The organism is Streptomyces angustmyceticus (genome assembly GCF_019933235.1).
GTDB classification, from domain to species: domain Bacteria; phylum Actinomycetota; class Actinomycetes; order Streptomycetales; family Streptomycetaceae; genus Streptomyces; species Streptomyces angustmyceticus.
On sequence record NZ_CP082945.1, the window covers coordinates 3463096 to 3487008 of the forward strand.

The 23913-nt window shown below is 72.9% G+C and carries 26 protein-coding genes and 1 pseudogene; 20 read left to right on the forward strand and 7 right to left on the reverse strand.

All coding sequences use genetic code 11. From position 1 onward, the window contains the following. Positions 1-104 precede the first annotated feature (104 nt). The 3 genes from K7396_RS15485 (at position 105) to K7396_RS15495 (ending at position 1740) form a co-directional block, all read left to right on the forward strand. Positions 105-950 (forward strand): sulfurtransferase, encoded by an 846-nt coding sequence (locus tag K7396_RS15485; RefSeq protein WP_086718476.1) that lies wholly within the window; start codon positions 105-107, stop codon positions 948-950. A gap of 38 nt (positions 951-988) precedes the next feature. Further along, positions 989-1276 (forward strand): DUF1416 domain-containing protein, encoded by a 288-nt coding sequence (locus K7396_RS15490; protein WP_030085405.1) that lies wholly within the window; start codon positions 989-991, stop codon positions 1274-1276. A gap of 176 nt (positions 1277-1452) precedes the next feature. Then, positions 1453-1740, forward strand: a complete 288-nt coding sequence (locus K7396_RS15495; RefSeq protein WP_086718475.1) for a DUF3099 domain-containing protein — start codon at positions 1453-1455, stop codon at positions 1738-1740. Positions 1741-1762: 22 nt separating this feature from the next. On the opposite strand, the gene K7396_RS15500 is transcribed toward K7396_RS15495, so the two are convergent. Next, positions 1763-2128 carry a DsrE family protein gene (locus tag K7396_RS15500; protein ID WP_086718474.1) on the reverse strand — a complete coding sequence of 122 codons (366 nt, stop codon included), beginning with the start codon at positions 2126-2128 and terminating at the stop codon, positions 1763-1765. Positions 2129-2435: 307 nt separating this feature from the next. Between K7396_RS15500 and K7396_RS15505 the strand changes: the two genes are divergently transcribed. The 6 genes from K7396_RS15505 (at position 2436) to ygfZ (ending at position 7743) form a co-directional block, all read left to right on the forward strand. Continuing rightward, positions 2436-3023, forward strand: coding sequence for an FABP family protein (locus tag K7396_RS15505; RefSeq protein ID WP_086718473.1), 588 nt, complete (start codon positions 2436-2438; stop codon positions 3021-3023). Between the two features lie 241 nt (positions 3024-3264). Next, on the forward strand, positions 3265-4359 hold the full coding sequence (locus K7396_RS15510; protein WP_174887040.1) for a FecCD family ABC transporter permease: 1095 nt from the start codon (positions 3265-3267) through the stop codon (positions 4357-4359). After that, positions 4359-5198: an ABC transporter ATP-binding protein gene (locus K7396_RS15515; RefSeq protein WP_107421189.1), complete on the forward strand. Its 840-nt coding sequence runs from the start codon at positions 4359-4361 to the stop codon at positions 5196-5198. Before K7396_RS15510 ends, K7396_RS15515 begins: the two co-directional genes overlap by 1 nt. 9 nt (positions 5199-5207) lie before the next feature. Then, entirely contained in the window at positions 5208-6245 is a 1038-nt protein-coding gene (locus tag K7396_RS15520; protein ID WP_086718472.1) for an ABC transporter substrate-binding protein, read from the forward strand. A 48-nt stretch (positions 6246-6293) separates the two neighbouring features. Further along, entirely contained in the window at positions 6294-6731 is a 438-nt protein-coding gene (locus K7396_RS15525) for a Fur family transcriptional regulator (RefSeq protein WP_086718471.1), read from the forward strand. Positions 6732-6762: 31 nt separating this feature from the next. Then, positions 6763-7743, forward strand: coding sequence for a CAF17-like 4Fe-4S cluster assembly/insertion protein YgfZ (ygfZ, locus tag K7396_RS15530; RefSeq protein ID WP_086718470.1), 981 nt, complete (start codon positions 6763-6765; stop codon positions 7741-7743). Between the two features lie 51 nt (positions 7744-7794). Here the strand turns inward: ygfZ and dtd are convergent, their stop codons facing one another. Continuing rightward, a complete protein-coding gene (gene dtd / locus K7396_RS15535) occupies positions 7795-8220 on the reverse strand; it encodes a D-aminoacyl-tRNA deacylase (protein WP_152105254.1) in 426 nt (141 codons plus the stop codon). Between the two features lie 367 nt (positions 8221-8587). On the opposite strand from dtd, the gene K7396_RS15540 reads away from it, so the two are divergent. The 4 genes from K7396_RS15540 (at position 8588) to K7396_RS15555 (ending at position 11690) form a co-directional block, all read left to right on the forward strand. Continuing rightward, a complete protein-coding gene (locus tag K7396_RS15540) occupies positions 8588-9130 on the forward strand; it encodes an RsiG family protein (RefSeq protein ID WP_308686929.1) in 543 nt (180 codons plus the stop codon). A 48-nt stretch (positions 9131-9178) separates the two neighbouring features. Further along, positions 9179-10198: an asparaginase gene (locus tag K7396_RS15545; RefSeq protein WP_086721755.1), complete on the forward strand. Its 1020-nt coding sequence runs from the start codon at positions 9179-9181 to the stop codon at positions 10196-10198. 168 nt (positions 10199-10366) lie between these two features. After that, on the forward strand, positions 10367-10798 hold the full coding sequence (locus K7396_RS15550) for an ankyrin repeat domain-containing protein (RefSeq protein ID WP_152105256.1): 432 nt from the start codon (positions 10367-10369) through the stop codon (positions 10796-10798). 325 nt (positions 10799-11123) lie between these two features. Further along, positions 11124-11690, forward strand: coding sequence for an NADPH-dependent FMN reductase (locus tag K7396_RS15555; protein WP_086716681.1), 567 nt, complete (start codon positions 11124-11126; stop codon positions 11688-11690). A 70-nt stretch (positions 11691-11760) separates the two neighbouring features. Here K7396_RS15555 and K7396_RS15560 read toward each other — a convergent pair whose 3' ends face one another. The 3 genes and pseudogenes from K7396_RS15560 to K7396_RS15570 all read right to left on the reverse strand — a co-directional run. Continuing rightward, positions 11761-12591: a class I SAM-dependent methyltransferase gene (locus K7396_RS15560; RefSeq protein WP_086716680.1), complete on the reverse strand. Its 831-nt coding sequence runs from the start codon at positions 12589-12591 to the stop codon at positions 11761-11763. 96 nt (positions 12592-12687) lie between these two features. Beyond that, the gene (locus K7396_RS15565; RefSeq protein WP_086716679.1) at positions 12688-13680 is read right to left on the reverse strand and encodes an aldo/keto reductase; all 993 of its coding nucleotides are present in this window, start codon (positions 13678-13680) and stop codon (positions 12688-12690) included. Positions 13681-13904: 224 nt separating this feature from the next. Continuing rightward, positions 13905-14072 (reverse strand): annotated as a pseudogene (locus tag K7396_RS15570) (transcriptional regulator); the annotation flags it as partial. 236 nt (positions 14073-14308) lie between these two features. On the opposite strand from K7396_RS15570, the gene K7396_RS15575 reads away from it, so the two are divergent. From K7396_RS15575 to K7396_RS15590, 4 genes are all read left to right on the forward strand, one after another. After that, positions 14309-15238, forward strand: a complete 930-nt coding sequence (locus tag K7396_RS15575; RefSeq protein WP_152105257.1) for a putative protein N(5)-glutamine methyltransferase — start codon at positions 14309-14311, stop codon at positions 15236-15238. Positions 15239-15383: 145 nt separating this feature from the next. After that, positions 15384-15830, forward strand: coding sequence for a helix-turn-helix domain-containing protein (locus tag K7396_RS15580; protein WP_086718502.1), 447 nt, complete (start codon positions 15384-15386; stop codon positions 15828-15830). A 33-nt stretch (positions 15831-15863) separates the two neighbouring features. Continuing rightward, positions 15864-16508, forward strand: a complete 645-nt coding sequence (locus K7396_RS15585) for a hypothetical protein (protein WP_086718503.1) — start codon at positions 15864-15866, stop codon at positions 16506-16508. 187 nt (positions 16509-16695) lie between these two features. Next, complete coding sequence (locus tag K7396_RS15590; protein WP_174872634.1) at positions 16696-17040, forward strand: DUF2516 family protein; 345 nt, start codon at positions 16696-16698, stop codon at positions 17038-17040. Between the two features lie 101 nt (positions 17041-17141). Here the strand turns inward: K7396_RS15590 and K7396_RS15595 are convergent, their stop codons facing one another. Beyond that, entirely contained in the window at positions 17142-18575 is a 1434-nt protein-coding gene (locus tag K7396_RS15595; protein WP_086718505.1) for a PP2C family protein-serine/threonine phosphatase, read from the reverse strand. A gap of 330 nt (positions 18576-18905) precedes the next feature. Continuing rightward, a complete protein-coding gene (locus tag K7396_RS15600; protein WP_223659994.1) occupies positions 18906-19985 on the reverse strand; it encodes a C40 family peptidase in 1080 nt (359 codons plus the stop codon). 499 nt (positions 19986-20484) lie between these two features. On the opposite strand from K7396_RS15600, the gene pstS reads away from it, so the two are divergent. The 3 genes from pstS to pstA all read left to right on the forward strand — a co-directional run bounded on the left by pstS (position 20485) and on the right by pstA (position 23891). After that, positions 20485-21606, forward strand: a complete 1122-nt coding sequence (gene pstS, locus K7396_RS15605; protein ID WP_086718506.1) for a phosphate ABC transporter substrate-binding protein PstS — start codon at positions 20485-20487, stop codon at positions 21604-21606. A 130-nt stretch (positions 21607-21736) separates the two neighbouring features. Beyond that, positions 21737-22735 (forward strand): phosphate ABC transporter permease subunit PstC, encoded by a 999-nt coding sequence (gene pstC, locus K7396_RS15610; RefSeq protein ID WP_086718507.1) that lies wholly within the window; start codon positions 21737-21739, stop codon positions 22733-22735. Between the two features lie 73 nt (positions 22736-22808). Beyond that, complete coding sequence (gene pstA, locus K7396_RS15615; RefSeq protein WP_086718508.1) at positions 22809-23891, forward strand: phosphate ABC transporter permease PstA; 1083 nt, start codon at positions 22809-22811, stop codon at positions 23889-23891. Positions 23892-23913 lie beyond the last annotated feature (22 nt).

Genomic DNA, 23913 nt, shown 5'->3' on the forward strand with positions numbered 1-23913 from the left:
GCAGCGCCGCCCCGGAACCCCGTCCGGAAACCACCGGCGCGCGCCCGGCGTACCCGCGTGCAACTCTGCCACTGCCCCCCGTAACTGCCCCGGAGGAGAAGAACATGAGCCGTAGCGACGTCCTCGTAGACGCCGACTGGGTCGAGGCCCACCTCGACGACCCCAAGGTCGTCCTGGTCGAGGTCGACGAGGACACCTCGGCCTACGACAAGAACCACATCAAGAACGCCGTCCGGATCGACTGGAAGCAGGACCTCCAGGACCCGGTCCGCCGCGACTTCGTCGACCAGGAGGGCTTCGAGAAGCTGCTCTCCGCCAAGGGCATCGGCAACGACGACACCGTGGTCCTCTACGGCGGCAACAACAACTGGTTCGCCTCCTACGCGTACTGGTACTTCAAGCTCTACGGCCACGGCAGCGTCAAGCTGCTCGACGGCGGCCGCAAGAAGTGGGAGCTGGACTCCCGCGACCTGGTCGACGGCTCCGAGGTGCCCGCGCGCCCGGCCACCGACTACAAGGCCAAGGCCCAGGACACCTCCATCCGCGCCTTCCGGGACGACGTCGTCGCCGCGATCGACAACCTCAACCTGGTCGACGTGCGCTCCCCCGACGAGTTCAGCGGCAAGCTGCTCGCCCCGGCGCACCTCCCGCAGGAGCAGTCGCAGCGCCCCGGCCACGTGCCCAGCGCCCGCAACATCCCGTGGTCGAAGAACGCCAACGACGACGGCACCTTCAAGTCGGACGACGAGCTCAAGGCCCTCTACGAGAGCGAGTCGGTGGACCTCGCCAAGGACACCATCGCCTACTGCCGCATCGGTGAGCGCTCCGCGCTGACCTGGTTCGTCCTGCACGAGCTGCTCGGCCAGAGCAACGTCAAGAACTACGACGGCTCCTGGACCGAGTACGGCTCGCTGGTCGGCGTCCCGATCGAGCTCGGCGCCAACAAGTAAGCAAGCAGCTTCTCCCCGACCCTCAAGGAAGTACCCCTATGTGTGGAGCACAGGCCGGCGGCCCGGACGCCTCGACCATCAAGCCCGGTGAGACCACGATCCAGGGCAGCGTGACCCGCGACGGCGAGCCCGTCACCGGTTACGTCCGCCTCCTGGACAGCACCGGTGAGTTCACCGCCGAGGTTCCCACCTCCGCGACCGGACAGTTCCGCTTCTACGCGGCCGAGGGCACCTGGACGCTGCGTGCGCTCGTCCCGGGCGGCACCGCCGACCGCACCGTCGTCGCCCAGCAGGGCGGCCTGGCGGAGGTGGCCATCGCCGTCTGACGGCGGCCGTGGCCGTGCCCCGCAGGGGGCTCCCGCCACGATCAGTACGGCCAAGGGGCCGCATCCCAGAGGTTTGGACGCCTTGACTGGGGGTGCGGCCCTTTGCGCCGTCCGGGTGCGGACGGCGTCTCCCCCGCCGGCTTCTGTCCCGCCCCGCACGGACTTACCGTGGAGGCATGGACGCGCACCGCCGGTCGCCCGTACAGCGCCGCCATCGCAGGTATTTCGTCCTGATGGGCGTGTGCCTGGTGCTGTTCGTCCTGGCGTGGGGCGTGGTGCGGCTGTGGTCGGTGCCGGCCGCGGTGGGCATGTGCGTCGTCGCCATGGTCATCCCGCCCGTCGCGGCGATCATCGGCAACCGCCGGGAGCCCGGCGAGCGCTGGTGGGACGAGTCCGGCGACCCGGAGTCCGACCGCTGGTGGCGCGAGCTGGACGACCGGGGCGACGACAAGCACACCCAGTAGGCCCGCCGGGGCTCCGGCCGGCTCAGTACACCAGCGCCTGGACGTCGTCCGGCATGATCTCGCTGACGAACAGCTGGGACCCGGCGATCCCGGCCCCCTCGATCAGGTCCTTCTGCTCGATGTCGCGCCGGGCCGCGCACTGGGTGCAGACGGTGATCGCGCCGCCGCCGGCCCGGATGCCGTCGATCAGCTCCGGCAGGGGCGCCGCGTGTGGCAGCTCGAACTCCGCCGCCCGCCCCGGCAGCGCGAACCACACCGACTCCCCGGTCAGCCACAGCGACACCTCGACGCCGCTGGCCACCGCCACCGCCGCCACCGTGAACGCCTGCGAGCACCGCTCGGGCGCATCCGCACCCGCCGTCACCTTGATCACGAGCTTCTTCGCCATGGGGCAAGAGTAGGCGCGGTGGACCTCACAGCGCCGTTGTCACCGCCGCCGACTAGACTCTCAGGCGGTCCGTTACACCCTCACTCCGTTCAGGGAGCGCGCTCGTGCTTGAGGCATTCTTCACCACCCTGCTGGTTCTGGTCGCCGTCGGCGTGATCGCGTTCGCCGGTCTGACCTGGAAGAAGCTGTACCAGGGCCAGCGCTGAGCCTCCCTTTCCGGCCACCGGCGGGTGGCAGGTCCCCAGCCTCGGCGGGGCGCACCGCGCGTCCCTGTCGGTTCCCCTCCACATAGATCGTCTGAGCTCTCATGATCGAGATCCCGTCCGACCTGAACCCGGCCCTGGTGCCGCTCGCCTTCCTCCTCGGCAAGTGGGAGGGCGCCGGCGTCGCCGACTTCCCGGGCACCGAGAAGTGCAACTTCGGGCAGGAGGTCAGCTTCACCCACGACGGCCGCGACTTCCTGGAGTACACCTCGCACAGTTGGGTGCTCGACGCCGAGGGCAAGAAGGTCCGCCCGCTGGAGACCGAGACCGGCTACTGGCGCATCGACGCGGACCGCAAGGTCGAGATCGTGATGTGCCGCGACCAGGGCGTGGTGGAGGTCTGGTACGGCGAGCTGGCCGACCAGAAGCCGCAGATCGACCTGGCCACCGACGCCATCGCCCGCACCGCGGCCTCCGGCCCGTACAGCGGCGGCAAGCGGCTCTACGGCTACGTCAACAGCGACCTGATGTGGGTCGGCGAGAAGGCCACCCCGGACGTCCCGCTGCGGCCGTACATGTCGGCGCACCTGAAGAAGGTCGCCGACCTCAAGGAGTGGGCGGAGAGCCTCCCCGACGACATGCCGGACGGGGTCTCCTTCTTCCGCCCCGACGGCACGCCCTACAACCCGTAAACCGCCGGGAGGGCCCCGCCCTCCTTGCCAGCGCCCCGCGGGGGAAGCCGGTCGAAGTCCGGCGCTGACCCGCAACGGTAGGCGGAAGGCATTCCTTCCGTGAGCCCGATCGCCCGTGGTGCGCTCCGCTTCCCGCACAACTCGCCGTGGACTGCGAGGGGACGCCACCCGGACCCGTGCGGTCCCGGGCCGGTCCTCGGTACGTACGGACGCGGCCCGACCCCGAGGCGGCCGACCGACCGTGGCGACCCCCACCGCGCACCCGACGCCCGCCGGGGCCGGCGCACCGCCGCCGCCCCGGCGGCTGCCCGTACCGCCGCTGCTCGCCGCGCTCACCGCCGTGCTGCTGGTGTCCCTGCTGTGCGGGACCGGCCTCGGCGCCGCCGGTCCGAGCTGGGCCGAGGCGCTGCGCTACGCGGGCGCCGGGCTGACCGGCGGCACGATCTCGCCCGACGAGGTCCCCGCCTACACCATCGTGTGGGAGCTGCGCCTGCCCCGGGCCGTCCTGGCAGCCGTCGTCGGCGCCGGGCTCTCCGCCATCGGCGTCGCCGTGCAGGCCCTGGTCCGCAACGCCCTCGCCGACCCGTTCGTCCTCGGCATCTCCTCCGGCGCCGCCGTCGGCGCCAACGCCGTCCTGCTCTTCGGGGCGCTCGGTTCCCTGGGCGTCTGGGCGCTGTCGGTGTCGGCGTTCGGCTCCGCGCTGATCGCCATGGCCCTGGTCTACGCGGCCGCCCGCACCGCCCACGGCCTCACCCCGCTGCGCCTGGTGCTGACCGGCACCGCGATGTACTACGGCTTCTCCGCCGTCACCACCCTCATGGTCTTCACCGCCGACCGCGGCGAGGCGGCCCGCTCGGCGATGATGTGGCTGCTCGGGAGCCTGAGCGGGGCCGGCTGGGGCTCGCTGCCGATCGCCGCGGCCGCGGTGGCCGCGGCCCTGGTCCACCTGCTGCTCTCCGCGGGCCGGCTGAACGCGCTGGCGATGGGCGACGAGACCGCCGCCGCCCTGGGCGTGGACCCGCACCGGCTGCGCCGCGAGCTGTTCGTCGTGGCGGCCGCCGTCACCGGCGCGGTGGTCGCGGTCAGCGGCGCGATCGGCTTCGTCGGGCTGATGGTGCCGCACGCGGCCCGGATGCTGGTGGGCGCCGGCCACGGCCGGGTGCTGGCCGTCGCGCCGCTGCTGGGAGCGGTGCTGCTGGTGTGGGTGGACCTGCTCTCGCGGGTGCTGCTGGCGCCCGTCGAACTGCCGGTGGGCGTGCTCACCGCCGTCCTCGGCGTGCCCTGCTTCGTGCTGCTGATGCGGCGGCGCGGCTACACCTTCGGGGGCGGTGCCTGATGCGGATCGATCTCACCGGGGTGTCCGTGGAGGTGGCCGGGCGGCGGCTGGTCCACGACGTCACGCTGCGGGCCGGCAGCGGCCGGATGGTCGGCCTGGTCGGCCCCAACGGCAGCGGCAAGTCGACCCTGTTGCGCTGTGTCTACCGGGCGCTGCGCCCGGCCGCCGGGACGGTCCGGCTGGACGGCGCCGACCTGCACGCCATGGACGCGCGCCAGGGCGCCCGGCTGCTGGCCGCGCTGCCCCAGGAGGCGGGTACGGAGTTCGACTTCACCGTGGCCGAGGTCGTCGCGATGGGGCGGCTGCCGCACCAGCGCGGCGCGGGCCGGGCGAGCGCCGAGGACACCGCGCGGTGCGCGCGGGCGCTGGCCCGGGTCGGCGCCGGCCGCCTGGCCGGGCGCGGCTTCCTCGGCCTGTCCGGCGGCGAGAAGCAGCGGGTGCTGATCGCCCGCGCGCTGGCCCAGGGCCCGCGGGTGCTGGTCCTCGACGAGCCGACCAACCACCTCGACATCGCCCAGCAGTTGGAGGTGCTGGCGCTGGTGCGGGCCGGGGACACCGACCCGGACGCGGCGGACGGAGACGGCCGGGCCGGGGAGCCCGGGGCACGGCTGACGGTGCTCACCGCGCTGCATGACCTCAACCTGGCCGCCCGGTACTGCGACGAGCTGTACGTCCTCGCCCACGGCCGGATCGCGGCCGCGGGCCCGCCGTACGACGTCCTGACCCCCGAGCTGCTCGCCGAGGTCTTCGGCGTCCGCGCCCACCGCGTACGGCATCCCGAAACGGGCGCCGTCCAGCTGCTGTTCGACCGTCTCGCCGCCCCCGCCGCCGACTCCTGAGGACCCCTCATGCGCCGTCCCGCCGCCCCGCTCGCCGCCCTCGTCCTCGCGCTCGCCCTGACCGGCTGCGGCGCGCGGGTCTCCGACGACGGGCGCGACGCGGCCGCCCGCCGCCCCGCCGGCTCCTCGGGCCACTACCCCGTCACGGTCGGGAACTGCGGCACCCGCACCACCTACGACCGGGCGCCGCGCCGGGTGGTCACCAACGACGTCGGCATCACCGAGATCATGTTCGCGCTGGGCCTGGCGGACCGGATGGCCGGTTACGCCATGCCCGACGACAAGGGCGACGTCGACGGTCTCCCCTGGAAGGACGCCTACGACACGGTCCCCCGGCTCTCCGAGAAGGCGCTCACCAAGGAGCTGGTCCTCGGCGCCCGCGCCGACCTGGTCTTCGCGGGCTGGAACTACGGCTTCGGCGAGGACAGCGGCCTGACCCCCGCCGCCCTGAAGAAGCTCGGCATCGGCAGCTACGTCCTGACCGAGTCCTGCCACAACGGCACGGACGGCGGCAGCGGCCGCGGCGTGATGCCGCCCCTGGAGGCCCTCTACACCGACCTGACGACCCTCGGGAAGATCTTCGGCGTCGAGGACCGGGCGAAGGCCCTGGTGAAGAAGTACCGGAAGCAGGTGGCCGACGCCGCCGCCAAGGCCCCCGCACCCGCCCGGCGCCCCTCCGTCTTCCTCTACGACGACGGCCGCGACAAGCCGTTCACCGCGGGCAGGTACGCCGGACCGCACGACATCATCACCAAGGCGGGCGGCGACCACCTCATGAAGGACCTCGCCGACCCCTGGACGACCGTCGGCTGGGAGACCGTCGTCGACCGCCGCCCCGACGTCATCGTGATCAACGACTACGGCGACACCTCCGCCGCGCGGAAGAAGGCGTTTCTGGAGTCCTACCCGCCGCTCGCCGGCGTCCCGGCCGTCAAGCACCACCGGATCTACGTCATGGACTACGCCGAACTCGTCGAAAGCCCCCGCAACCCCGCCGCCGTCAGCGACCTGGCCCGCTACCTGCGCGGCGTGCGCACGGGCGGCTGAGGCGCCGGGCCCGCCCCCGCCGGCCGCCCGTCCTCCTACACTGGGCATGTGGTGACCACCGACTGGCAGAGCGACCTCCGCAGGCGCGGATACCGCCTGACCCCGCAGCGTCAGCTCGTGCTGGAGGCTGTGGACAGGCTGGAGCACGCCACCCCCGACGACATCCTCACCGAGGTACGCAAGACCGCGGGCGGGGTGAACATCTCCACGGTCTACCGGACCCTGGAACTCCTGGAGGAGCTGGGCCTGGTCAGCCATGCCCACCTCGGCCACGGCGCCCCCACCTACCACCTCGCCGACCGCCACCACCACATCCACCTGGTGTGCCGGGACTGCTCGGAGGTCATCGAGGCGGATCTGTCGGTGGCCGAGCCGTTCACGGCGCAGCTGCGCGGACAGTTCGGCTTCGAGACGGACATGAAGCACTTCGCGATCTTCGGGCGCTGTGCGGCCTGCCGGGACAAGGCCGCCCAGGGCGAGAGCTGAGGCAGCGGCGGGCGGGTCGTAGGCTGGCCCCATGCTGCGACCATCACCCGCCAGCCCCCTGCTGTCGCTGCCCGGCGCCGTCCCCGCCGAGGCTCCCGACGAAGGCGTCGCCGCGCACTACGGAGACCTCTTCCGTGAACAGCGCGCCCTCGCCGACGGATCCGGCTTCGTGGACCTCTCCCACCGCGGCGTGGTCACCGTCACCGGCCCCGAACGGCTGAGCTGGCTGCATCTGCTGCTCACCCAACACGTCAGCGACCTCGCGCCCGGCCACGCCACCGAGGCGCTGATCCTGTCCGCGCACGGCCATATCGAGCATGCCCTCTACCTCGTCGACGACGGCGAGACGACGTGGCTGCACACCGAGCCCGGCCGGCAGGAGGCGGTGATCGCCTACCTGGAGAGCATGAAGTTCTTCTACCGGGTCGACGTCGCCGACCGCACGGACGAGATCGCCGTCGTCCACCTGCCGGCCGGCTCCATCGCCGAGGCGCCCGCCGGCGCCGTCGTCCGCGAGACCGCGCACGGCCGCGACCTGTTCCTGCCCCGCGCCGAACTGGAGGCGTTCGCCGCCGCGCACGGCCCGGCGGCCGGCGTCCTGGCGCTGGAGGCGCTGCGTGTCGAGGCCCACCGCCCCCGGCTGGGCCTGGAGACCGACCACCGCACCATCCCGCACGAGCTGGGCTGGATCGGCACCGCCGTACACCTCCAGAAGGGCTGCTACCGCGGCCAGGAGACCGTCGCCCGGGTCCACAACCTGGGCAAGCCGCCGCGCCGCCTGGTGTTCCTGCACCTGGACGGCAGCGAGGTCCATCTGCCGCCGCACGGCACCCCCGTCCGGCTCGCCGCGGACGGCGAGGAGGGGCGGCAGCTCGGCTTCGTCACCACCTCGGTCCGCCACCACGAGCTCGGCCCGATCGCGCTGGCCCTGGTCAAGCGGAACGTGCCGGTGGACGCGCCGCTGATGGCGGGCGGCACGGCGGCGGCGCAGGAGACCGTGGTCGAGCCGTAGGACGCCCCGCCCGGCGCGGCCGGCCCGCGCCGGGCTCCTCAAGGCGGCCGCCTACACCTCCACCAGCACCGTGAACGGCCCGTCGTTGGTGAGCGACACCTTCATGTCCGCCCCGAAGCGGCCGGTCTCCACCTGGGCGCCCAGCGCCCGCAGCCGCGCGACGACCTCGTCGACCAGCGGCTCGGCGACCGGCCCCGGGGCCGCGGCGTTCCAGGTGGGGCGGCGCCCCTTGCGGGCGTCACCGTAGAGAGTGAACTGGCTGATCACCAACAGCGGTGCGGCGGTGTCCGAGCAGGACTTCTCGCCCTGCAGGATCCGCACCGACCACAGCTTGCGGGCCAGCTGCGCCGCCTTCTCAGGGGTGTCCTCGTGCGTGACCCCCACCAGCACGCACAGCCCCTCACCGACGATCTCCCCGACCGTCTCGCCCGCCACCTCGACGCGGGCACCGTCCACCCTTTGCACCACAGCTCGCATACCCGCCATCATGCCGGGCGGCCCCCCGCGTTCGGACAGCCGTGCCCCTACGGGGGCCGTTCGGGTGCCATGGCCCTGCAGAAGGACCGCCCAGAGTGGCACGATGCGTGCACGTGGTGCGTTTCATGGACAACATGCCCAGGAAGCGGCACCGGACGAGGGGACGGAACGATCCATGAGCACTCCCGGCGCCGGCCAGACACCCGGTCCCGTACCAACCGCCCGTACGACACCGACCGGCCGGACGACCTCCACCGCCCCCACGACAGACCCCGCGCGTGCGGCCACCGCCCCACCACCCCCCACCGCCCTGACGACGACCACGGCAGCGGCTCGCGTCGAGCCCCCCGGCACCGAGGACGGTCCCATGCCCCAGGCAGACCAGGCGCAGCGCCCCCGCCCCCCGCAGCAGCGCGAGTGCCCCCCGGACACCGCGCCCGACCTCTCCGGGCTGGGGCTGCCCGAGCTGCGGGTGGTGCGGCGCGACTCGCAGCAGGAAGAGGCCGATCTCAGCTATCTGCGGCGGCTGTTGCAGGGCCGGATCGACATCCTGCGCGCCGAGATCGCCCGCCGGTCCGCGCAGCACACCCCGCTGATCGACCGGCTCCCCGAGATCCTCACGGACCTGCCCTCCCGGCAGCGCTCCTCGGCCCGGCACGTCACCGTCGGCACACCGCACGGCGCGGAGTACCGCCGGCTCGCCGAGGACATGCTCGGCGAGGTGGAGCTGTCCGACCTCACCGCACGCACCGACGAGGAGCTGCAGGACGCCATGAGCCGGCTGATCCGCCACGAACAGCAGGTGTCGCGCCGCCGTCAGGCACTGCAGCGCACCGCCGACGAGTGCAGTGCCGAAATCGCCCGAAGGTACCGTGAAGGCGAAGCGCAAGTAGACGACCTGCTGTCCTGACCGGACCACCGGCCGGGGGCGGCGGGTCACACCCCCGGAAGGCCACCGATGACCTCGCCCACTCCGATATCCGCCCCGACCCCGGACGCCGCCGCGCGGCCGGGGGCCACGGATGTCGCGCCGCCCGCGGTCTCCCCCGTCCTCGCCGAGGTCGTCCGCTCCGGTTTCGTCGAGGGCCGGCACCGCGGGTCCCTGGTGGTGCTGGCGGCCGACGGCAGCGTGGAGTGGTCGCTGGGCGAGGTGGCCGCCCCGGTCTTCCCGCGGTCGACGAACAAGCCGATGCAGGCCGCGGCGGTCCTGCGGGCGGGCCTGGACCTCTCCGGCGAACGGCTGGCGCTGGCCTCCGCCAGCCACTCCGGCGAGCCCTTCCACCTCGCTCTCGTCCGGACCATGCTCGCGGAGCACGGGCTGACGGCCGAGCAGCTGCAGACGCCGGCGGACCTGCCGCTGGACCCCGAGGAGGCGGAGGCGTACCTCGCCGCGGGCCGGGTCCGCGACCGCCTCACGATGAACTGCTCGGGCAAGCACACCGCGATGCTGGCCGCCTGCGCGCGCAACGACTGGCCGCTCGCCTCGTACCTCGACCCGGCCCACCCGCTGCAGCAGCTGGTCGCCGACGGGGTGCGCACCGCGAGCGGCGAGGACGTCGCGCACGTCGGCACGGACGGCTGCGGCGCGCCGCTGCTCTCGCTCTCCCTGACCGGCCTGGCGCGCGCCTTCCGGCACTTCGTCACGGCCGCTCCCGGCACCCCCGAGCGGCGGGTGGCGGACGCGATGCGCGCCCACCCGGAGTACGTCGCCGGCACCCGCCGCCCCGACACCTGGCTGATGCGGGCCCTCCCCGGCACCCTCGCCAAGATGGGCGCCGAGGCCGTGCAGGCCCTGGCCCTCCCCGACGGCCGCGCCCTCGCCTTCAAGATCGACGACGGCGCCACCCGCACCCTCGGCCCGGTCCTCGCCCGCACCCTGCGCCACATGGGCCTCGACGCCCCCGTCCTGGACCGCCTCGCCGACGCCCCGCTCTTCGGCGGCGGGGCGCGCGTGGGGGAGATCCGCGCGACGTTCTGAGGGGCGGGCGGGGGCGGGCGCTCCAGGGTCGGTGAGTCGGGGACGGGCCTGCCACGCGCCGCCGTACGGCGCGCCCCGCGCCCGCTGCCGCCGTGGCGATGGCCTGCATAAGGTGGCGATGACACAGTGCAGGCACGTATCACCCACCACAGCAGGAGGCCGGCGACCATGAGCGACGCGAATTCCGAGCCGCAGGGGCCCGAGGCGATCGAGCACGCGCACGACCCCGAGGTGCTGCAGCTGGCGGCCAAGGTGTTCGACCTGGCACGGCACGGCGACACCGACACCGTCGCCGCATATGTGGACGCGGGCGTCCCCGCCAACCTGACCAACGACAAGGGCGATTCCCTCGTGATGCTGGCGGCGTACCACGGCCACGCCGCCACCGTGGAGGCCCTGTTGCAGCGCGGCGCGGACGCGGACCGCCCGAACGACCGCGGCCAGACCCCGCTGGCGGGCGCGGTCTTCAAAGCCGAGGACGAGGTCGTCAAGGTCCTGTTGGCCCACGGCGCCGACCCGGCCGCAGGCACGCCCTCAGCGATCGACACGGCCCGGATGTTCGAGAAGACGGAGCTGCTGAAGCTGTTCGGGGCGGAGTGATCCGAGGGGCGCGCCCGGGACGGGCCGGGCGACGGCGGGTGGCCTGCGGGCGGGCCGCGGACGAGCGGACCAGTAGTCGGGGCCGGCCGGACGGGGCCGGGGTCCGCTGGCCGGGGCCGGGCCCGCGAGGTCCCGGCCGCCCGGCCGTGCGCGGTGGCCCGCAGGCGACGCGGCACCCGGCCCGGAGAAGCGGCACCAGGCCCGGACGCGGCACCCCACGCTTGACCTCAAGCTCGCTTGAGGTCCTAGCGTCGCGTGTCGACGGCACCCGCCGCCCCCGGGCGCGCACCCGCCGCCCCTCGCCACGCCGCCACGAAGGACCCGCATGTCCGAGCACCCCTACCGCCTCGCAGTGATCGTCGCCAGCACCCGGGAGGGCCGGTTCGCGCCCGTCATCGCGAACTGGTTCACCCGGCACGCGGCACAGCACGCGCACCTCGACGTGGACGTCATCGACCTGGACGCCGTCCGCCCGTACGAACTGCGCCACGGCAGCGCGGAGTTCGAGACGTTCGCCAAACGCGTCGACGAGGCGGACGCCTTCGTCGTGATCACCCCGGAGTACAACCACTCCTTCCCGGCCCCGCTGAAGCACGCCATCGACCTGCTGCACCACCAGTGGCAGGCCAAGCCGGTCGGCTTCGTCTCGTACGGCGGCGTCTCCGGGGGCCTGCGCGCCGTCGAGCAACTGCGACTGGTGTTCGCCGAGTTGCACGCCACCACGGTGCGCGAGACGGTGAGCTTCGCGCTCGCCGGGAACCTCTTCGACGGCGCGGGCCGGCTGCGCGACCCGGCCCCCGCCACCCAGGCCGCCGACGCCCTGCTCCGCCAGCTGACCTGGTGGGCCCTGGCCCTCCGCGAGGCCCGCGCGGCACGCCCGTACGGCGCCTGAGCCCCTCCCGAGGCCCGCCGAGCGTCGCGCACTCCGCCCCGTGCGCGACCGTCGGCGTCGCCACCGCCCCTCAGGAGCCCTCCCGCACCGCCGTCGCGACACGGACGTTCATCGCGCACGGAATCCGGCCGTCCGGCAGCGCCGTGGTCGCCGCCTCCGCCTCGAAACGGGCCCGCAGATCCGCGACGACCGCGGCGTCGAGGGGCGCGAGGTCGTAGAAGCCGCCGACGGTCCGCCAGATCCGTTCCGGCGGGCCGGACAGGTCGATCCGCACGGTCTCCCACCGCGCCGGACGGAATCCGGCCGGCCGGAACACCTCGTCGAAGCCCTCCCGGCTCCGCAGCCGCCGGTCCCCGAACGACGGGATCTGCTGCTCCGCGGGCGCCGCCCGGAACAGCGGCTTCAGCAACTGCACGAACCTCTCGTACGCCTCGCCCCCGGCCGGCCCGCCGCCCAGGACGACGGCCAGCGTGCCGCCCGGCTCCAGCACCCGCGCCAGCTCCGCCGCGACCTGATCCGCGTCGCTCATCAGCATCAACGCCATATGGGACACACAGCCGTCGAACCAGCCGTCCTGGAACGGCAGTTGCTGCGCCCGGACCACCCGGAGATCGGCCCCCGCGACACCGGGCCGGGCGCGCGCCAGCCGCAACTCCTCGGCGGACAGGTCGATCCCGGCGAGCGCCCGCCCGGCTCCCGCCTCCCCCGCCGCGAGGAGTTCCAGCAACAGCCCGTCGCCACAGCCCAGGTCCAGGAGCCGACGGCACTGTGCCACCCGGTCCCGCAGGATCTCGTAGCTGGAGCGGCCGTCCTCGGCCCGCCCGTGGGCCATCGACCGCACCGTCACCGCGGGATGCGCGGCATGAAAGGCCCGCAGAAAGTCTTCCTGAACCATCGTCATCCGCCGATCCTAGGAGCGGCGCCACCCCCGCCCGTCACTTTGCGCCAGGGCGCCCCTGCGGGGCCCAGCCGTGCCCGCCCGTCCCGCTCCCGCCTCTCAGCGGTTGACGAACGTCATGCTGCTCGCGTCGTACCGCGTGCCGGCGACCCGGTCGGCCGGGGCGGCGGCGTCGATCGCGGCGAGGTCCTCCTCGGTCAGCTCGACGGCGAGCGCACCGAGGTTCTCCTCCAGGTACTTCTCCCGGCGGGTGCCGGGGATCGGCACGACGTCGTCGCCGCGGTGCTGCACCCAGGCCAGGGCGAGCTGTCCGGCGCTGACGCCCTTCTCGGCGGCGAGTGCGTCGAGCCGCTCCACAATGGCCAGGTTCTGCTCCAGGTTGCCGTCGGCGAAGCGCGGCTGGCTGCGGCGGACATCGGACTCCGGCAGGCCCTTCACCGAGGTGTAGCGCCCGGTCAGGAAGCCGCGCCCGAGCGGCGAGAACGGCACCAGCCCGATGCCGAGTTCACGGCACACCGCGGCTGTCTCGTGCTCCAGGTCGCGGGTCCACAGCGACCACTCGCTCTGCAGCGCGGCGATCGGATGCACCGCATGGGCCCGCCGGAGGGTCGCCGCGCTCGCCTCGGACAGCCCGAGGTGACGCACCTTGCCCGCCGCGACCAGCTCGGCCATCGCGCCGACGGTCTCCTCGATCGGCACGTCCGGGTCGACGCGGTGCTGGTAGTAGAGGTCGATGTGGTCGACCCCGAGGCGGCGCAGCGACGCGTCGCACGCCTCCCGTACGTAGGCGGCGTCGCCCCGGATCGCGGTCGGCTCACCGAGCCGGTTGGCGAAGCCGAACTTCGTCGCCAGCACCACCTCGTCCCGCCGGCCGGCGATGGCCCGGCCGATCAGCTCCTCGTTGTGCCCCGCGCCGTAGAAGTCGGAGGTGTCCAGCATGCTGACGCCGAGGTCGAGCGCCCGGTTGATGGTGGCGGCCGACTGCGCGTCGTCCGACTGCCCGTAGCCGTGGCTCATCCCCATGCAGCCGAGCCCCTGCGCGGAGACCACCAGCTCACCGAGGTGACGCGCCGGGATGTTCGTCGTGGTCATGGTGCTGCTACCTCCTGGACGTACGGCGGCGGACCGGGTCGCGTGCCCGTGGTCCCGCCCTGGTTCCCGGACTCCGGTGCCCGTGTGCCGGGCCTGCGCCGAAGTCCGTTCAGGACGGTAGGAGTTGGAGAGCACTCCAAGTCAACAGCGCATCATCACCACGTCATCGGAGCGCCGTGGCCGGGGCGCCGGCCGGCTCGACCGTGCCGTCCCGGCGTCTTCCCTCAGCCGCCGTTTCCCGCGATCTCCCGCAGGGCCCGGCAGTGCGCGGCGAAGGCGGTGCGGCCCGCGCGCGTCAGGGCGAGCCAGGTGCGCGGGCGCTTGCCGACGTACCCCTTGGTGACGGCGACATAGCCGGCCTTCTCCAGGGTGGCGACCTGCCGCGACAGGACCCCGCGCGCCCCGCCTACGACCCGTCACCTGCGTCCGGCCCGCGCGGCGACCACCTGTGCGCGCGACCCCGGTCGGGTAATGTGGCGCCCTCAGAAGTGGCCCGACGAGGAGGTGAGACCGATTCCCCGCCAGACCAGGCAGGCGCCCCCGGCTCACAACCGTGCGGCCCACCGGACGCAGGTGGCCGCCCGACACCGGTGACCCGGGAAGCGCCTCGGCGCCCCGAAAGGCTCACATGCCGTCGTCCCCGACGCCGTCCCACCCGTCCCACCACCCGTCACCCCTCCCTTCGCCCCTCACGGCGCCCGCCCCCGCGCCCCTCACCCGCCCCGCCGTCGTCACCGCGCTGCGCGCCGCCGGCTGTGTCTTCGCCGAGGACGAGGCGGAGCTGCTCCTGGCCGCCGCCCGCACCGCCGGTGAGCTCGCCGCCATGGTGGAGCGCCGCACCCTCGGCCTGCCCCTGGAACACGTCGTCGGCTGGGCGGAGTTCTGCGGCCGGCGGATCGCCGTCGATCCCGGCGTGTTCGTACCGCGCCGCCGCACCGAGTTCCTGGTGGGCCGGGCCGTCGGCCTCGGGCTGCGGGCCACCGGGCGCACCGGGCGGCCCCCGGTCGTCGTCGACCTGTGCTGCGGCTCCGGCGCGGTGGGCGCCGCACTGGCCGCCGCCCTGGGCCCGGTCGAACTGCACGCCGCGGACATCGAACCCGCCGCGGTGCGCTGCGCCCGCCGCAACGTCCTCGCCGCCGGCGGCGAGGTCCACGAGGGCGACCTCTTCGACGCGCTGCCCGCCGGGCTGCGGGGCCGGATCGACATCCTGGTGGCCAACGTCCCCTACGTCCCGACCGAAGAGGTCGGCCTGCTGCCGCCCGAGGCCCGCGACCACGAGCCGCTGGTGGCGCTCGACGGCGGCGCGGACGGGCTCGACGTCCTGCGCCGGGTGACCGCGACCGCCCCGCGGTGGCTGGCGCCGGGCGGCCATCTGCTGGTCGAGACGAGCGAACGGCAGGCGCCGCAGGCCGTCGAGACCTTCACCCGCAACGGCCTGCTCCCCCGGGTCGCCGACTCCGACGAGCTGTGCGCCACGGTCGTCATGGGCACCCGGGCCGGCACGGCACCGCAGCCGCCACAGGCACCCCGGATGGGCACCGCCTCACCGTCGCCGTAGCCCCCCGGAGCCCGGCCGGAGGCGGACCGGGCCCCGGGCCGCACGCCCATGCCGCGCGCGGCCCGGCAGCAGTCGCGCTCACCCCTGGAGCACTCCTGCTAGCGCTGCGCTTGCAATAGTTAGCACTGCGAGGCACCATCGGGGTATGGCATCACTCAACGTCGGCAACCTCGGCGAGTTCCTGCGGGAGCAGCGGCGCACGGCGCAGCTGAGTCTGCGGCAGCTCGCGGATGCCGCGGGGGTGTCGAACCCGTACCTCAGCCAGATCGAGCGCGGCTTGCGCAAGCCGAGCGCGGAGATCCTGCAGCAGCTCGCCAAGGCGCTGCGGATATCCGCCGAGACGCTGTACGTCCAGGCCGGGATTCTGGACGAACGGCAGGGTCTGGACGGCGTCGAGGTGCAGACCGCGATACTCACCGACCCGGCGCTGAACGAGAGGCAGAAGCAGGTCCTGCTGCAGATCTACGAGTCCTTCCGCAACGAGAACGGGCTCGGCAGCGGCGGCAAGGACGCCGCCGTGCGCGGACCTGAGGACGGGCTCGGCACGGACACCCTCGAGACAGAGGCCGACGGCGGCCCGCACGCCACCTGAGCAACCGATTTCGTTTCCAGGAGGAACCACGTCATGGCCATCAACACCGATGACCTCCGCAAGGCCCTGACCGACGCGACCCCGCTGTACGCCCTGGCCGGCACGGTCGACCTGGCCGCCGAGAAGCTCGGCGAGGTCCCGCAGTTCGTCGAGAAGATCCGGGTGGAGGCGCCCAAGCGCTTCGAGTCCGTCCGCAGCACCGACCCCAAGGACGTCCAGGCCCTGGTCACCAAGCAGGCCAAGGACGCCAAGGAGAAGCTCACCGAGCTGCTGGGCTCGATCGACGGCGACATCAAGAAGGTCCGCGACCAGGCGCAGGAGCTGGCGCTGCAGGGCGTGGGCCGCGCGGCCGAGGCCGTCGTCCGCACCCGTGAGGGCTACGAGGAGCTGGCCGAGCGCGGCCGCGGCGCGGTGGCGACCTGGCGCGGCGAGGCCGCCGACCAGGTCGAGGACCTCGCGGTGGCGATCGAGCCGGAGCCGGCGCCGAAGCAGGCCAAGAGCGGCACGAAGACCCAGACCGCCGCGGGCGCGAAGAACCCGACCGCGAACGGCGCCAAGGCGGAGACCAAGGCCACCCCCGCGGCGCAGCCCAAGCCGGCCGCGCCGAAGAAGCCGGTCGCGCAGCGCAAGCCGGCCCCGGCGCCCGCGAAGAAGGGCACTCCGCCGTCCGCCAAGTGACGGCGCGGGGCGTACACGGCGGGAACGGGTGAGTTCGCTCACCTTTCGCCGCGGACCCCGATTCACCGGCCGGGCCGGGCACACTTCGGGTGCCCGGCCCGTTGTCCGGGTACGGTGGGGCCGCACGGGCGGCAGTCGGGCCGCCGTGGACCAAGACGACACGACTGGCGAACGGGCGGTGCAGGGCGTGCTGATTTACGGGTTCCAGAGCATTCTCAGCTGGGTGCAGCTCGCCCTGGGTGTCTATGCCGCCGTGATGCTGATCGACGCGGCCGTGCGCCGTGAGGACGCCTATCGCGCCGCGAGCAAGCAGACCAAGGGCATGTGGCTGATCTTCCTCGCCCTTGCCACGGCGCTGCTGTTCATTCTCCCGATCATGTCGTTCCTGCCGGTCATCGGCGTGATCGCAGTGATCGTCTACACCGTCGACGTGCGACCGGCGCTCCGTGCGGTCTCCGGCGGCGGCCGCGGTCCCCGGCGCGGGGGCTCCAGCTCGGACGGACCGTACGGGCCGTACAACGGCGGCCGCTGAGCGGGAACGGCGGACGCTGAGCGCGGACAGCGGGCGCTGAGCGGCGGGAACCGAGCGGCCCGGAGGCCGCCCGACCGCCGGCGCCCCCTACCGGCTGCCGCCTACCGCCGGTCCAGCAGCAGCACGGCCACGTCGTCCGTCAGCTCGCCGCCGTTCAGATCGCGGACTTCCCTGACCGACGCTTCCAGCAGTTCCTCGCCCGTGAGGCCGGCGGCCATCTGCCGGCTCACCAGCTCGGTCATGCCCTCCTGGCCCAGGCGCTGGTTGCCCTGGCCGATACGGCCCTCGATCAGGCCGTCGGTGTACATCATCAGGCTCCACGAGCCGCCCAGCTCCACCTGCCGGCGCGGCCAGCGGGCGTGCGGCAGCAGGCCGAGCGCCGGGCCGCCGAATTCGTAGGGCAGCAGCTGCGGGCGCCGGCCGGCCTGGGCCAGCAGCGGTGCGGGGTGGCCGGCCAGGCACAGCCCGGCGCGGCGGCCGTCGGCGGAGATGTCGACGGTGCACAGCGTCGCGAAGATCTCGTCGTCGGCCCGCTCGTGCTCCAGCACCTTCTGCAGGGTGGCCAGCAGCTCGTCGCCGGAGAGCCCGGCGAAGGTCAGCGCGCGCCAGGCGATGCGCAGCTCGACGCCGAGGGCGGCCTCGTCGGGGCCGTGGCCGCAGACGTCGCCGATCATCGCGTGGACGGTGCCGTCCGGGGTGCGGACGGTGTCGTAGAAGTCGCCGCCGAGCAGCGCCCGGCTGCGGCCGGGGCGGTAGCAGGCGGCGAAGCGCAGGTTGGAGCCGTCGAGCAGGGGCGTGGGCAGCAGGCCGCGCTCCAGGCGGGCGTTCTCCTGGGCGAGCATCCGGGACTCGGTGAGCTGGCGCTGCGCGAGGTCGGCGCGTTTGCGCTCGACGGCGTAGCGGACCGCGCGGCTGAGCACCGCGCCGTCCAGCTCGTCGCGGAAGAGGTAGTCCTGGGCGCCGACGCGCACGGCGTCGGCGGCGCGCTCGGCGTCCGTCTCGTAGGTGAGGACGAGGACGGCGTGCGAGGTGGCCATCCGCAGGACGTCACGCAGCATGCCCAGCTCGTCGTCGGGGGCGCCGCCGCGGCCGGCGGCGCGCTCCGTGCGGTCGCCGGGCTCGCGCGGGGGCAGGTCGAGCAGGATGCAGTGCACGTCGTCGGTGAGCAGCCGCTCGGCCTCGGTGAGGTTGCGGGCGGTCCGCAGGCGCACCTTGCGGCCGGCCCAGTCCCACATGTCGGGGACGTGGCTGTTGGGGTTCTCGCCGATGAGGAGCAGGGTCAGGCCCTGGTGGACCGGGCCGTGGCCGGCCGGAACTCGCTCGTCGGCCGTCTGCCCGGGGTCCGGGGAGCCCTGCGGGGCCGGGTGGTCCGAGGGCCGGCCCACGGCGGTCGCCGGGGCGCCCACGTGCCGGGCCGTCGTGTCCCCCGCGCCCGGCGCGCCGGCGACCTGCGCGGCGTCCGCGCAGGCGTCGTCCACCGGTCCTGCCTGGTGCGGCAGCACGACCGACCGCTGGTGCGGTACGGGTACGGGCATGGGTCTGCTTCCTTCCCTCCCCCCGAGGGGTGCGGCGGGGCGCCGACCGGCGCACCACCGTGCCCGGCCGCCCGCCGCTCGTCGGTCAGTGGAGCGGGGGTGCACACCGGGCACTGCCAGCCGACCATAGCGCCAGTACGGAGTGGGATGGAATGCCCGGCGGCAATCGGCCATCGTCATATGCCGCACCCGATAAGCCATTTGACCTGGGGAGGGTGGAATGCGGAATGACGAACATCACCCCGCTTGAGTGCATTCCGCTACGCGGCGGCGACCCTGGGACAGCGAACAATTCGGTCATTTATCGTGCGTGTGATCCGCGCCATCGTGTCAGCGGTCACCATCGGGGCGCACGACACCGAGGATCGGCATCGAGCCGGCGCCGGTGATCGTGACCTGCCGGCCGGGCCGCGGCGCATGCACAATCGCGCCGTTCCCGAGATACATCCCGACATGGCTGGCATCGGTGAAATAAATAATGAGGTCGCCGGGCCGCATGTCCTCGATGTCGACCCGGGGCAGCTGCCGCCACTGCTCCTGCGAGGTCCGCGGAATGGTCGTGCCGGCGGCCTGCCAGGCCCGCAGCGTCAGCCCGGAGCAGTCGAAGGTGTCCGGCCCCTCCGCGCCCCACACGTAATCCTTGCCGATCTGCGCGGTGGCGTACGCAATCGCCTTCTTGCCGGAGGCCGAGGCCTTGTTGCTGATGTCCTTCAGTACGCCGGAGTCCAGCCACTTCTGCTGCTGCCGGAAGGCCAGCTCGTCCTCCAGCTTCTTCAGCCGGTCCTTTTCCTTGGCGGCCAGCCGGGATTCCAGCTCCTTTGCCTCGTCGATCTTTTTCTCGATGTCCCGCCGGGCGCTTTCCTTCTTCTTGCGGTTCGCCTCCAGCTTCTCCCAGCGGTCCGTCGCGGACTGCGAATAGTCCTCCAAGTCTCCCTCCAGACGGGAAAGTTGGCTGATCATTCGCTTGGCCGCGAGCTGCCCCTTGCGCGCGAGGGTGGCATTGTCGAGAAAGCCCTCGGGGTCGACGTTGAGCATCAGCTTCGCCTCGGCGGGCAGCCCGCCGCCGCGGTACTGGGCGCTGGCCAGCGCGCCCGCCTGCCGCTTGAGGGCGGCCAGCCGGCGCTGGGTGGAATCGATGCTGCGCGCCAGCTTGACGATCTCCTTCTGCTGGAGGCCGACCTGTTCCTTGGCGGCGTTGTAGGCGTCGGTGGCCTGCTCGGCCTTGCGGTAGAGGGCGTCGATCTTCTTGCGTACGTCGTCGAGGCGCTTGGCCTCGGCGTCCGCGGCCGCTCCCGCGTCGCCGGCCCGCCCCGGGGCGGCGGACGGGCTCTTGGGATCGTCCGCGTAGGCGGCCGTGGCCGCGGTGCCGAGCAGCCCCATGGCGCACAGGACGACGGCGGTGCACGTCACGAGCCGGCCGCCGCGCGAACCCCACGCCCCGCGTGGGCTCCGTGGCCGCCGTGCGCCCCACGGCCCCCGTCCGCCCCGTACGTCCCGAACGCCCTGCTGTGCCCCCTGGCTCCCCACCAGCCACCTCCGGTCGTTCCGCACCGATTCGCGTGTTCCTACAGGCGCGGATGCTGCCATACCGGCCGGTAATTCAACAGGGCGACGGGCCGTTTCGCACCAGCCGGCGCACGCTTCCGCCCAAAGGCCCCGTCGTCACGGTCGTGCCTCCTCAGGGCACCCGGTCCTCGCACCCATCCGATGGCCGAGGTTCACCGTGCGTTCATTCCCCTCCATCGGCCGCTTCACCTGATCTGCCTAATTTCAGCCTCACCGAGTACGCGTCTCGCCCGAAGCGGAAGCGCGACACGGCAGGCGGCATCGCGGAACGCGACCGCCCCGGATCCTCGACACCACCTCGCACGCCGACGAAGCGGCGCGCCCCAGGAAGGAACTTTCGACAGTGAAGCTTCAGCGCAAGAACCGGGTTCGCGCCCTCGCCGTTGGCGCTCTCGCCGTCTCGGGTGCCCTGGCCCTGACGGCGTGCGGCTCCGACAACACCTCCGGCGCCGGCGGCGGTGCCGCCGCCAAGCCGTCGAACATCAAGTGCGAGGGCAAGGGCAAGCTGCTCGCGTCCGGCTCCTCCGCGCAGAAGAACGCCATGGACGTCTGGGTCCAGAACTACGCGGGCGCCTGCAAGGGCACCGAGATCAACTACCAGCCGACCGGCTCCGGCGCGGGCGTGACCACCTTCCTGCAGGGCCAGACCGCGTTCGCGGGCTCCGACTCCCCGCTCAAGCCCGACGAGATCGCCAAGTCGAAGCAGGTCTGCAAGGGCGGCCAGGCCATCGACCTGCCGATGGTCGGCGGCCCGGTCGCGATCGGCTACAACGTCCCCGGCGTGGACAACCTCGTGCTGGACGCCCCGACCCTGGCGAAGATCTTCGACTCGAAGATCACCAAGTGGAACGACACCGCGATCAAGAAGCTGAACCCGGACGCGAAGCTCCCGGACCTCAAGATCCAGGCGTTCCACCGCTCCGACGACTCGGGCACCACCGACAACTTCACCAAGTACCTCAAGGGCGCGGCCCCCGGCGACTGGAAGCACGAGCCGGCGAAGAAGTGGGAGGGCACCGGCGGCCAGGCGGCCTCCGGCTCGGCCGGCGTCTCCTCGCAGGTCAAGCAGACCAGCGGCGCGATCTCCTACTTCGAGCTGTCGTACGCGACGGCCGGCAAGATCCCCACGGTCAAGCTGAACACCGGCGCCAAGACCCCGGTCGACGCCACCGTCGACAACGCCTCCAAGGCGATCTCCGAGGCCACGCCGGCCGGCAAGGGCAACGACCTGGCCCTGAAGCTCAACTACACCACCAAGGCCGAGGGCGCCTACCCGATCACCCTGGTGACCAACGAGATCGCCTGCGACAAGGGCAACAAGCCCGAGACGCTGGCCGCCACCAAGTCCTTCCTGACCTACGTCTCCAGCAAGGACGGCCAGAGCGCGCTCAAGCAGCTCGGCTACGCCCCGCTGCCCACCGAGATCGCCGACAAGGTCCGCAAGACCGTCGCCACGCTCTCCTGACCCACCGGGCGGCGGCCCGCAGACCGCCAGGCCAAAGGGGCCCCTTCACCAGGGCCCCTTTCGGGCCGCCGCCCGTCCGGTGCACCGCCGCGCCAGGAGCCCCCAACGGGCTCCGCAGACCGGAGAATCCATGACTTCTGCTACCTCGACATCCGCCACCCCGCCCCCGCCGGGGAACGACGGCCGCTCCGCCGTCTCCGGCAAGGCGGTCCGACCCGGTGACCGGATCTTCCTCGGGCTCTCCCGGGGTTCCGGTGTCGCCCTCCTGGTGATCATGGCCGCCATCGCGGTCTTCCTCACCTACCGCTCCGTGCTCGCCATCTCCGGCGACAAGGCCAACTTCTTCACCACCCTGGACTGGAACGCCACCGGGACGGACCCGAAGTTCGGCATCGCGGTCCTCGCCTTCGGCACCGTCGTCAGCTCGGTGGTCGCGATGGCCATCGCGGTCCCGGTCGCGGTCGGCATCGCGCTGTTCATCTCGCACTACGCCCCGCGCAAGCTGTCCTCGCCGCTCGGCTACGTCATCGACCTGCTCGCCGCCGTGCCCAGCATCATCTACGGCCTGTGGGGCGCGCTCTTCCTCGTCCCGCACCTGTCCGGCCTCTACGGCTGGCTGGACGACTACCTCGGCTGGACCGGCGTCTTCTCGTACGGCGGCGGGGCGGCCCGTTCGCTGTTCACCGTCGGCATCCTGCTCGCGATCATGGTCCTGCCGATCGTGACCAGCGTCAGCCGCGAGGTGTTCCTGCAGGTCCCGCGGATGCACGAGGAGGCCGCGCTGGCGCTGGGCGCCACCCGCTGGGAGGTCATCCGGATGTCGGTGCTCCCCTTCGGCCGCTCCGGGGTCATCAGCGCCTCCATGCTGGGCCTGGGCCGCGCGCTCGGCGAGACGATGGCCGTGGCCACGGTCCTCTCCCCCAGCTTCCTCATCAACACCAGCCTGCTGGACCCGGGCGGCGGCACGTTCGCCCAGAACATCGCCAGCAAGTTCAGCGAGGCCGACACCTTCGGCCAGGACGCCCTGATCGCCTCCGGCCTCGTCCTCTTCGTGATCACGCTGCTCGTCAACGGCGCGGCCCGCCTGATCATCGCCCGCCGCAAGGAGTACTCGGGAGCCGCCGCATGAGTGAGCGAAGCGAACGAATCAACAACAGGTGCGCGCTTTGCGCATGCGCTCCCTCGCGCAGCGAGGTGGCGGCATGAGCATCACCACCGACCGCCCCGCGGTCTCCAACGGCGACGCCCCCCTTCCGGTCTCCCTCCGGCACGCCCGGCTGCCCCGCTGGACCCCGCCGGTCCTCGCGCTGGTCGCGGCCGGCGCGGGCTGCGGCATCGGGCTGGCCGCCGGCCTGGACAGCACCGTCCAGTGGGGCCTGATCGCCGCCCTGGTCTTCGTCCTCGGCACGTTCGCGCTGGCCGCCGGCGTCGAGGGCGCCCGGCAGGCCAAGGACCGGCTGGCCACCTGCCTGGTCTGGTTCGCGTTCCTGATCGCCGTCGTACCGCTGGCCTCCCTCCTGTGGGAGACCGTCACCCGCGGCACCAAGGTCCTCAACGGCTACTTCCTGTCCCACTCCATGGGCACCACGCCGGACGCGCTGCCCGGCGGCGGCATCAACCACGCGATCATCGGCACCCTGGAGCAGGTCGGCCTGGCCACCCTGATCGCCGCGCCGATCGGTCTGCTCACCGCGATCTACCTCGTCGAGTACGGCCGCGGCCGGCTCGCCCGCGCCGTCACCTTCTTCGTCGACGTGATGACCGGCATCCCGTCGATCGTGGCCGGCCTGTTCATCCTCTCCGTGTGGATCCTGATCCTCGGCTTCGGCCCGTCCGGCTTCGCCGGCTCGATGGCGCTGGCGATCCTGATGATGCCGGTCGTGGTCCGCTCCACCGAGGAGATGCTCAAGCTCGTCCCCAACGAGCTGCGTGAGGCGTCGCTGGCCCTCGGCGTGCCCAAGTGGCGCACGATCCTCAAGGTCGTCCTGCCGACGTCGATCGGCGGCATCACCACCGGCGTGATGCTCGCCATCGCCCGTATCGCCGGCGAGACGGCGCCCGTGCTGCTCCTGGTGTGGGGCGCGAAGACGATCAACAACAACCCCTTCCAGGACGCCCAGCAGTCGCTTCCGCTCTACGTCTTCCAGCAGTGGCAGCAGGGCTCCGAGGCCTCGTACGACCGCGCATGGGCCGCGGCGCTGGTCCTCATCGCCTTCGTCATGATCCTCAACCTGGTGGCCCGCGGCATCGCCCGCTGGAAGGCCCCACGCGGAGGACGGAGTTGAGCTGCGGCGGAGGTTGGGGGTC

Coding starts and splice junctions, on each gene's coding strand:
- K7396_RS15485 (WP_086718476.1), top strand. CDS start 105: ATGAGCCGTAGCGACGTCCTCGTAGACGCCGACTGGGTCGAGGCCCAC.
- K7396_RS15490 (WP_030085405.1), top strand. CDS start 989: ATGTGTGGAGCACAGGCCGGCGGCCCGGACGCCTCGACCATCAAGCCC.
- K7396_RS15495 (WP_086718475.1), top strand. CDS start 1,453: ATGGACGCGCACCGCCGGTCGCCCGTACAGCGCCGCCATCGCAGGTAT.
- K7396_RS15500 (WP_086718474.1), bottom strand. CDS start 2,128: ATGGCGAAGAAGCTCGTGATCAAGGTGACGGCGGGTGCGGATGCGCCC.
- K7396_RS15505 (WP_086718473.1), top strand. CDS start 2,436: ATGATCGAGATCCCGTCCGACCTGAACCCGGCCCTGGTGCCGCTCGCC.
- K7396_RS15515 (WP_107421189.1), top strand. CDS start 4,359: ATGCGGATCGATCTCACCGGGGTGTCCGTGGAGGTGGCCGGGCGGCGG.
- K7396_RS15520 (WP_086718472.1), top strand. CDS start 5,208: ATGCGCCGTCCCGCCGCCCCGCTCGCCGCCCTCGTCCTCGCGCTCGCC.
- ygfZ (WP_086718470.1), top strand. CDS start 6,763: ATGCTGCGACCATCACCCGCCAGCCCCCTGCTGTCGCTGCCCGGCGCC.
- dtd (WP_152105254.1), bottom strand. CDS start 8,220: ATGCGAGCTGTGGTGCAAAGGGTGGACGGTGCCCGCGTCGAGGTGGCG.
- K7396_RS15540 (WP_308686929.1), top strand. CDS start 8,588: ATGCCCCAGGCAGACCAGGCGCAGCGCCCCCGCCCCCCGCAGCAGCGC.
- K7396_RS15545 (WP_086721755.1), top strand. CDS start 9,179: ATGACCTCGCCCACTCCGATATCCGCCCCGACCCCGGACGCCGCCGCG.
- K7396_RS15550 (WP_152105256.1), top strand. CDS start 10,367: ATGAGCGACGCGAATTCCGAGCCGCAGGGGCCCGAGGCGATCGAGCAC.
- K7396_RS15555 (WP_086716681.1), top strand. CDS start 11,124: ATGTCCGAGCACCCCTACCGCCTCGCAGTGATCGTCGCCAGCACCCGG.
- K7396_RS15560 (WP_086716680.1), bottom strand. CDS start 12,591: ATGACGATGGTTCAGGAAGACTTTCTGCGGGCCTTTCATGCCGCGCAT.
- K7396_RS15565 (WP_086716679.1), bottom strand. CDS start 13,680: ATGACCACGACGAACATCCCGGCGCGTCACCTCGGTGAGCTGGTGGTC.
- K7396_RS15575 (WP_152105257.1), top strand. CDS start 14,309: ATGCCGTCGTCCCCGACGCCGTCCCACCCGTCCCACCACCCGTCACCC.
- K7396_RS15580 (WP_086718502.1), top strand. CDS start 15,384: ATGGCATCACTCAACGTCGGCAACCTCGGCGAGTTCCTGCGGGAGCAG.
- K7396_RS15585 (WP_086718503.1), top strand. CDS start 15,864: ATGGCCATCAACACCGATGACCTCCGCAAGGCCCTGACCGACGCGACC.
- K7396_RS15595 (WP_086718505.1), bottom strand. CDS start 18,575: ATGCCCGTACCCGTACCGCACCAGCGGTCGGTCGTGCTGCCGCACCAG.
- pstC (WP_086718507.1), top strand. CDS start 21,737: ATGACTTCTGCTACCTCGACATCCGCCACCCCGCCCCCGCCGGGGAAC.
- pstA (WP_086718508.1), top strand. CDS start 22,809: ATGAGCATCACCACCGACCGCCCCGCGGTCTCCAACGGCGACGCCCCC.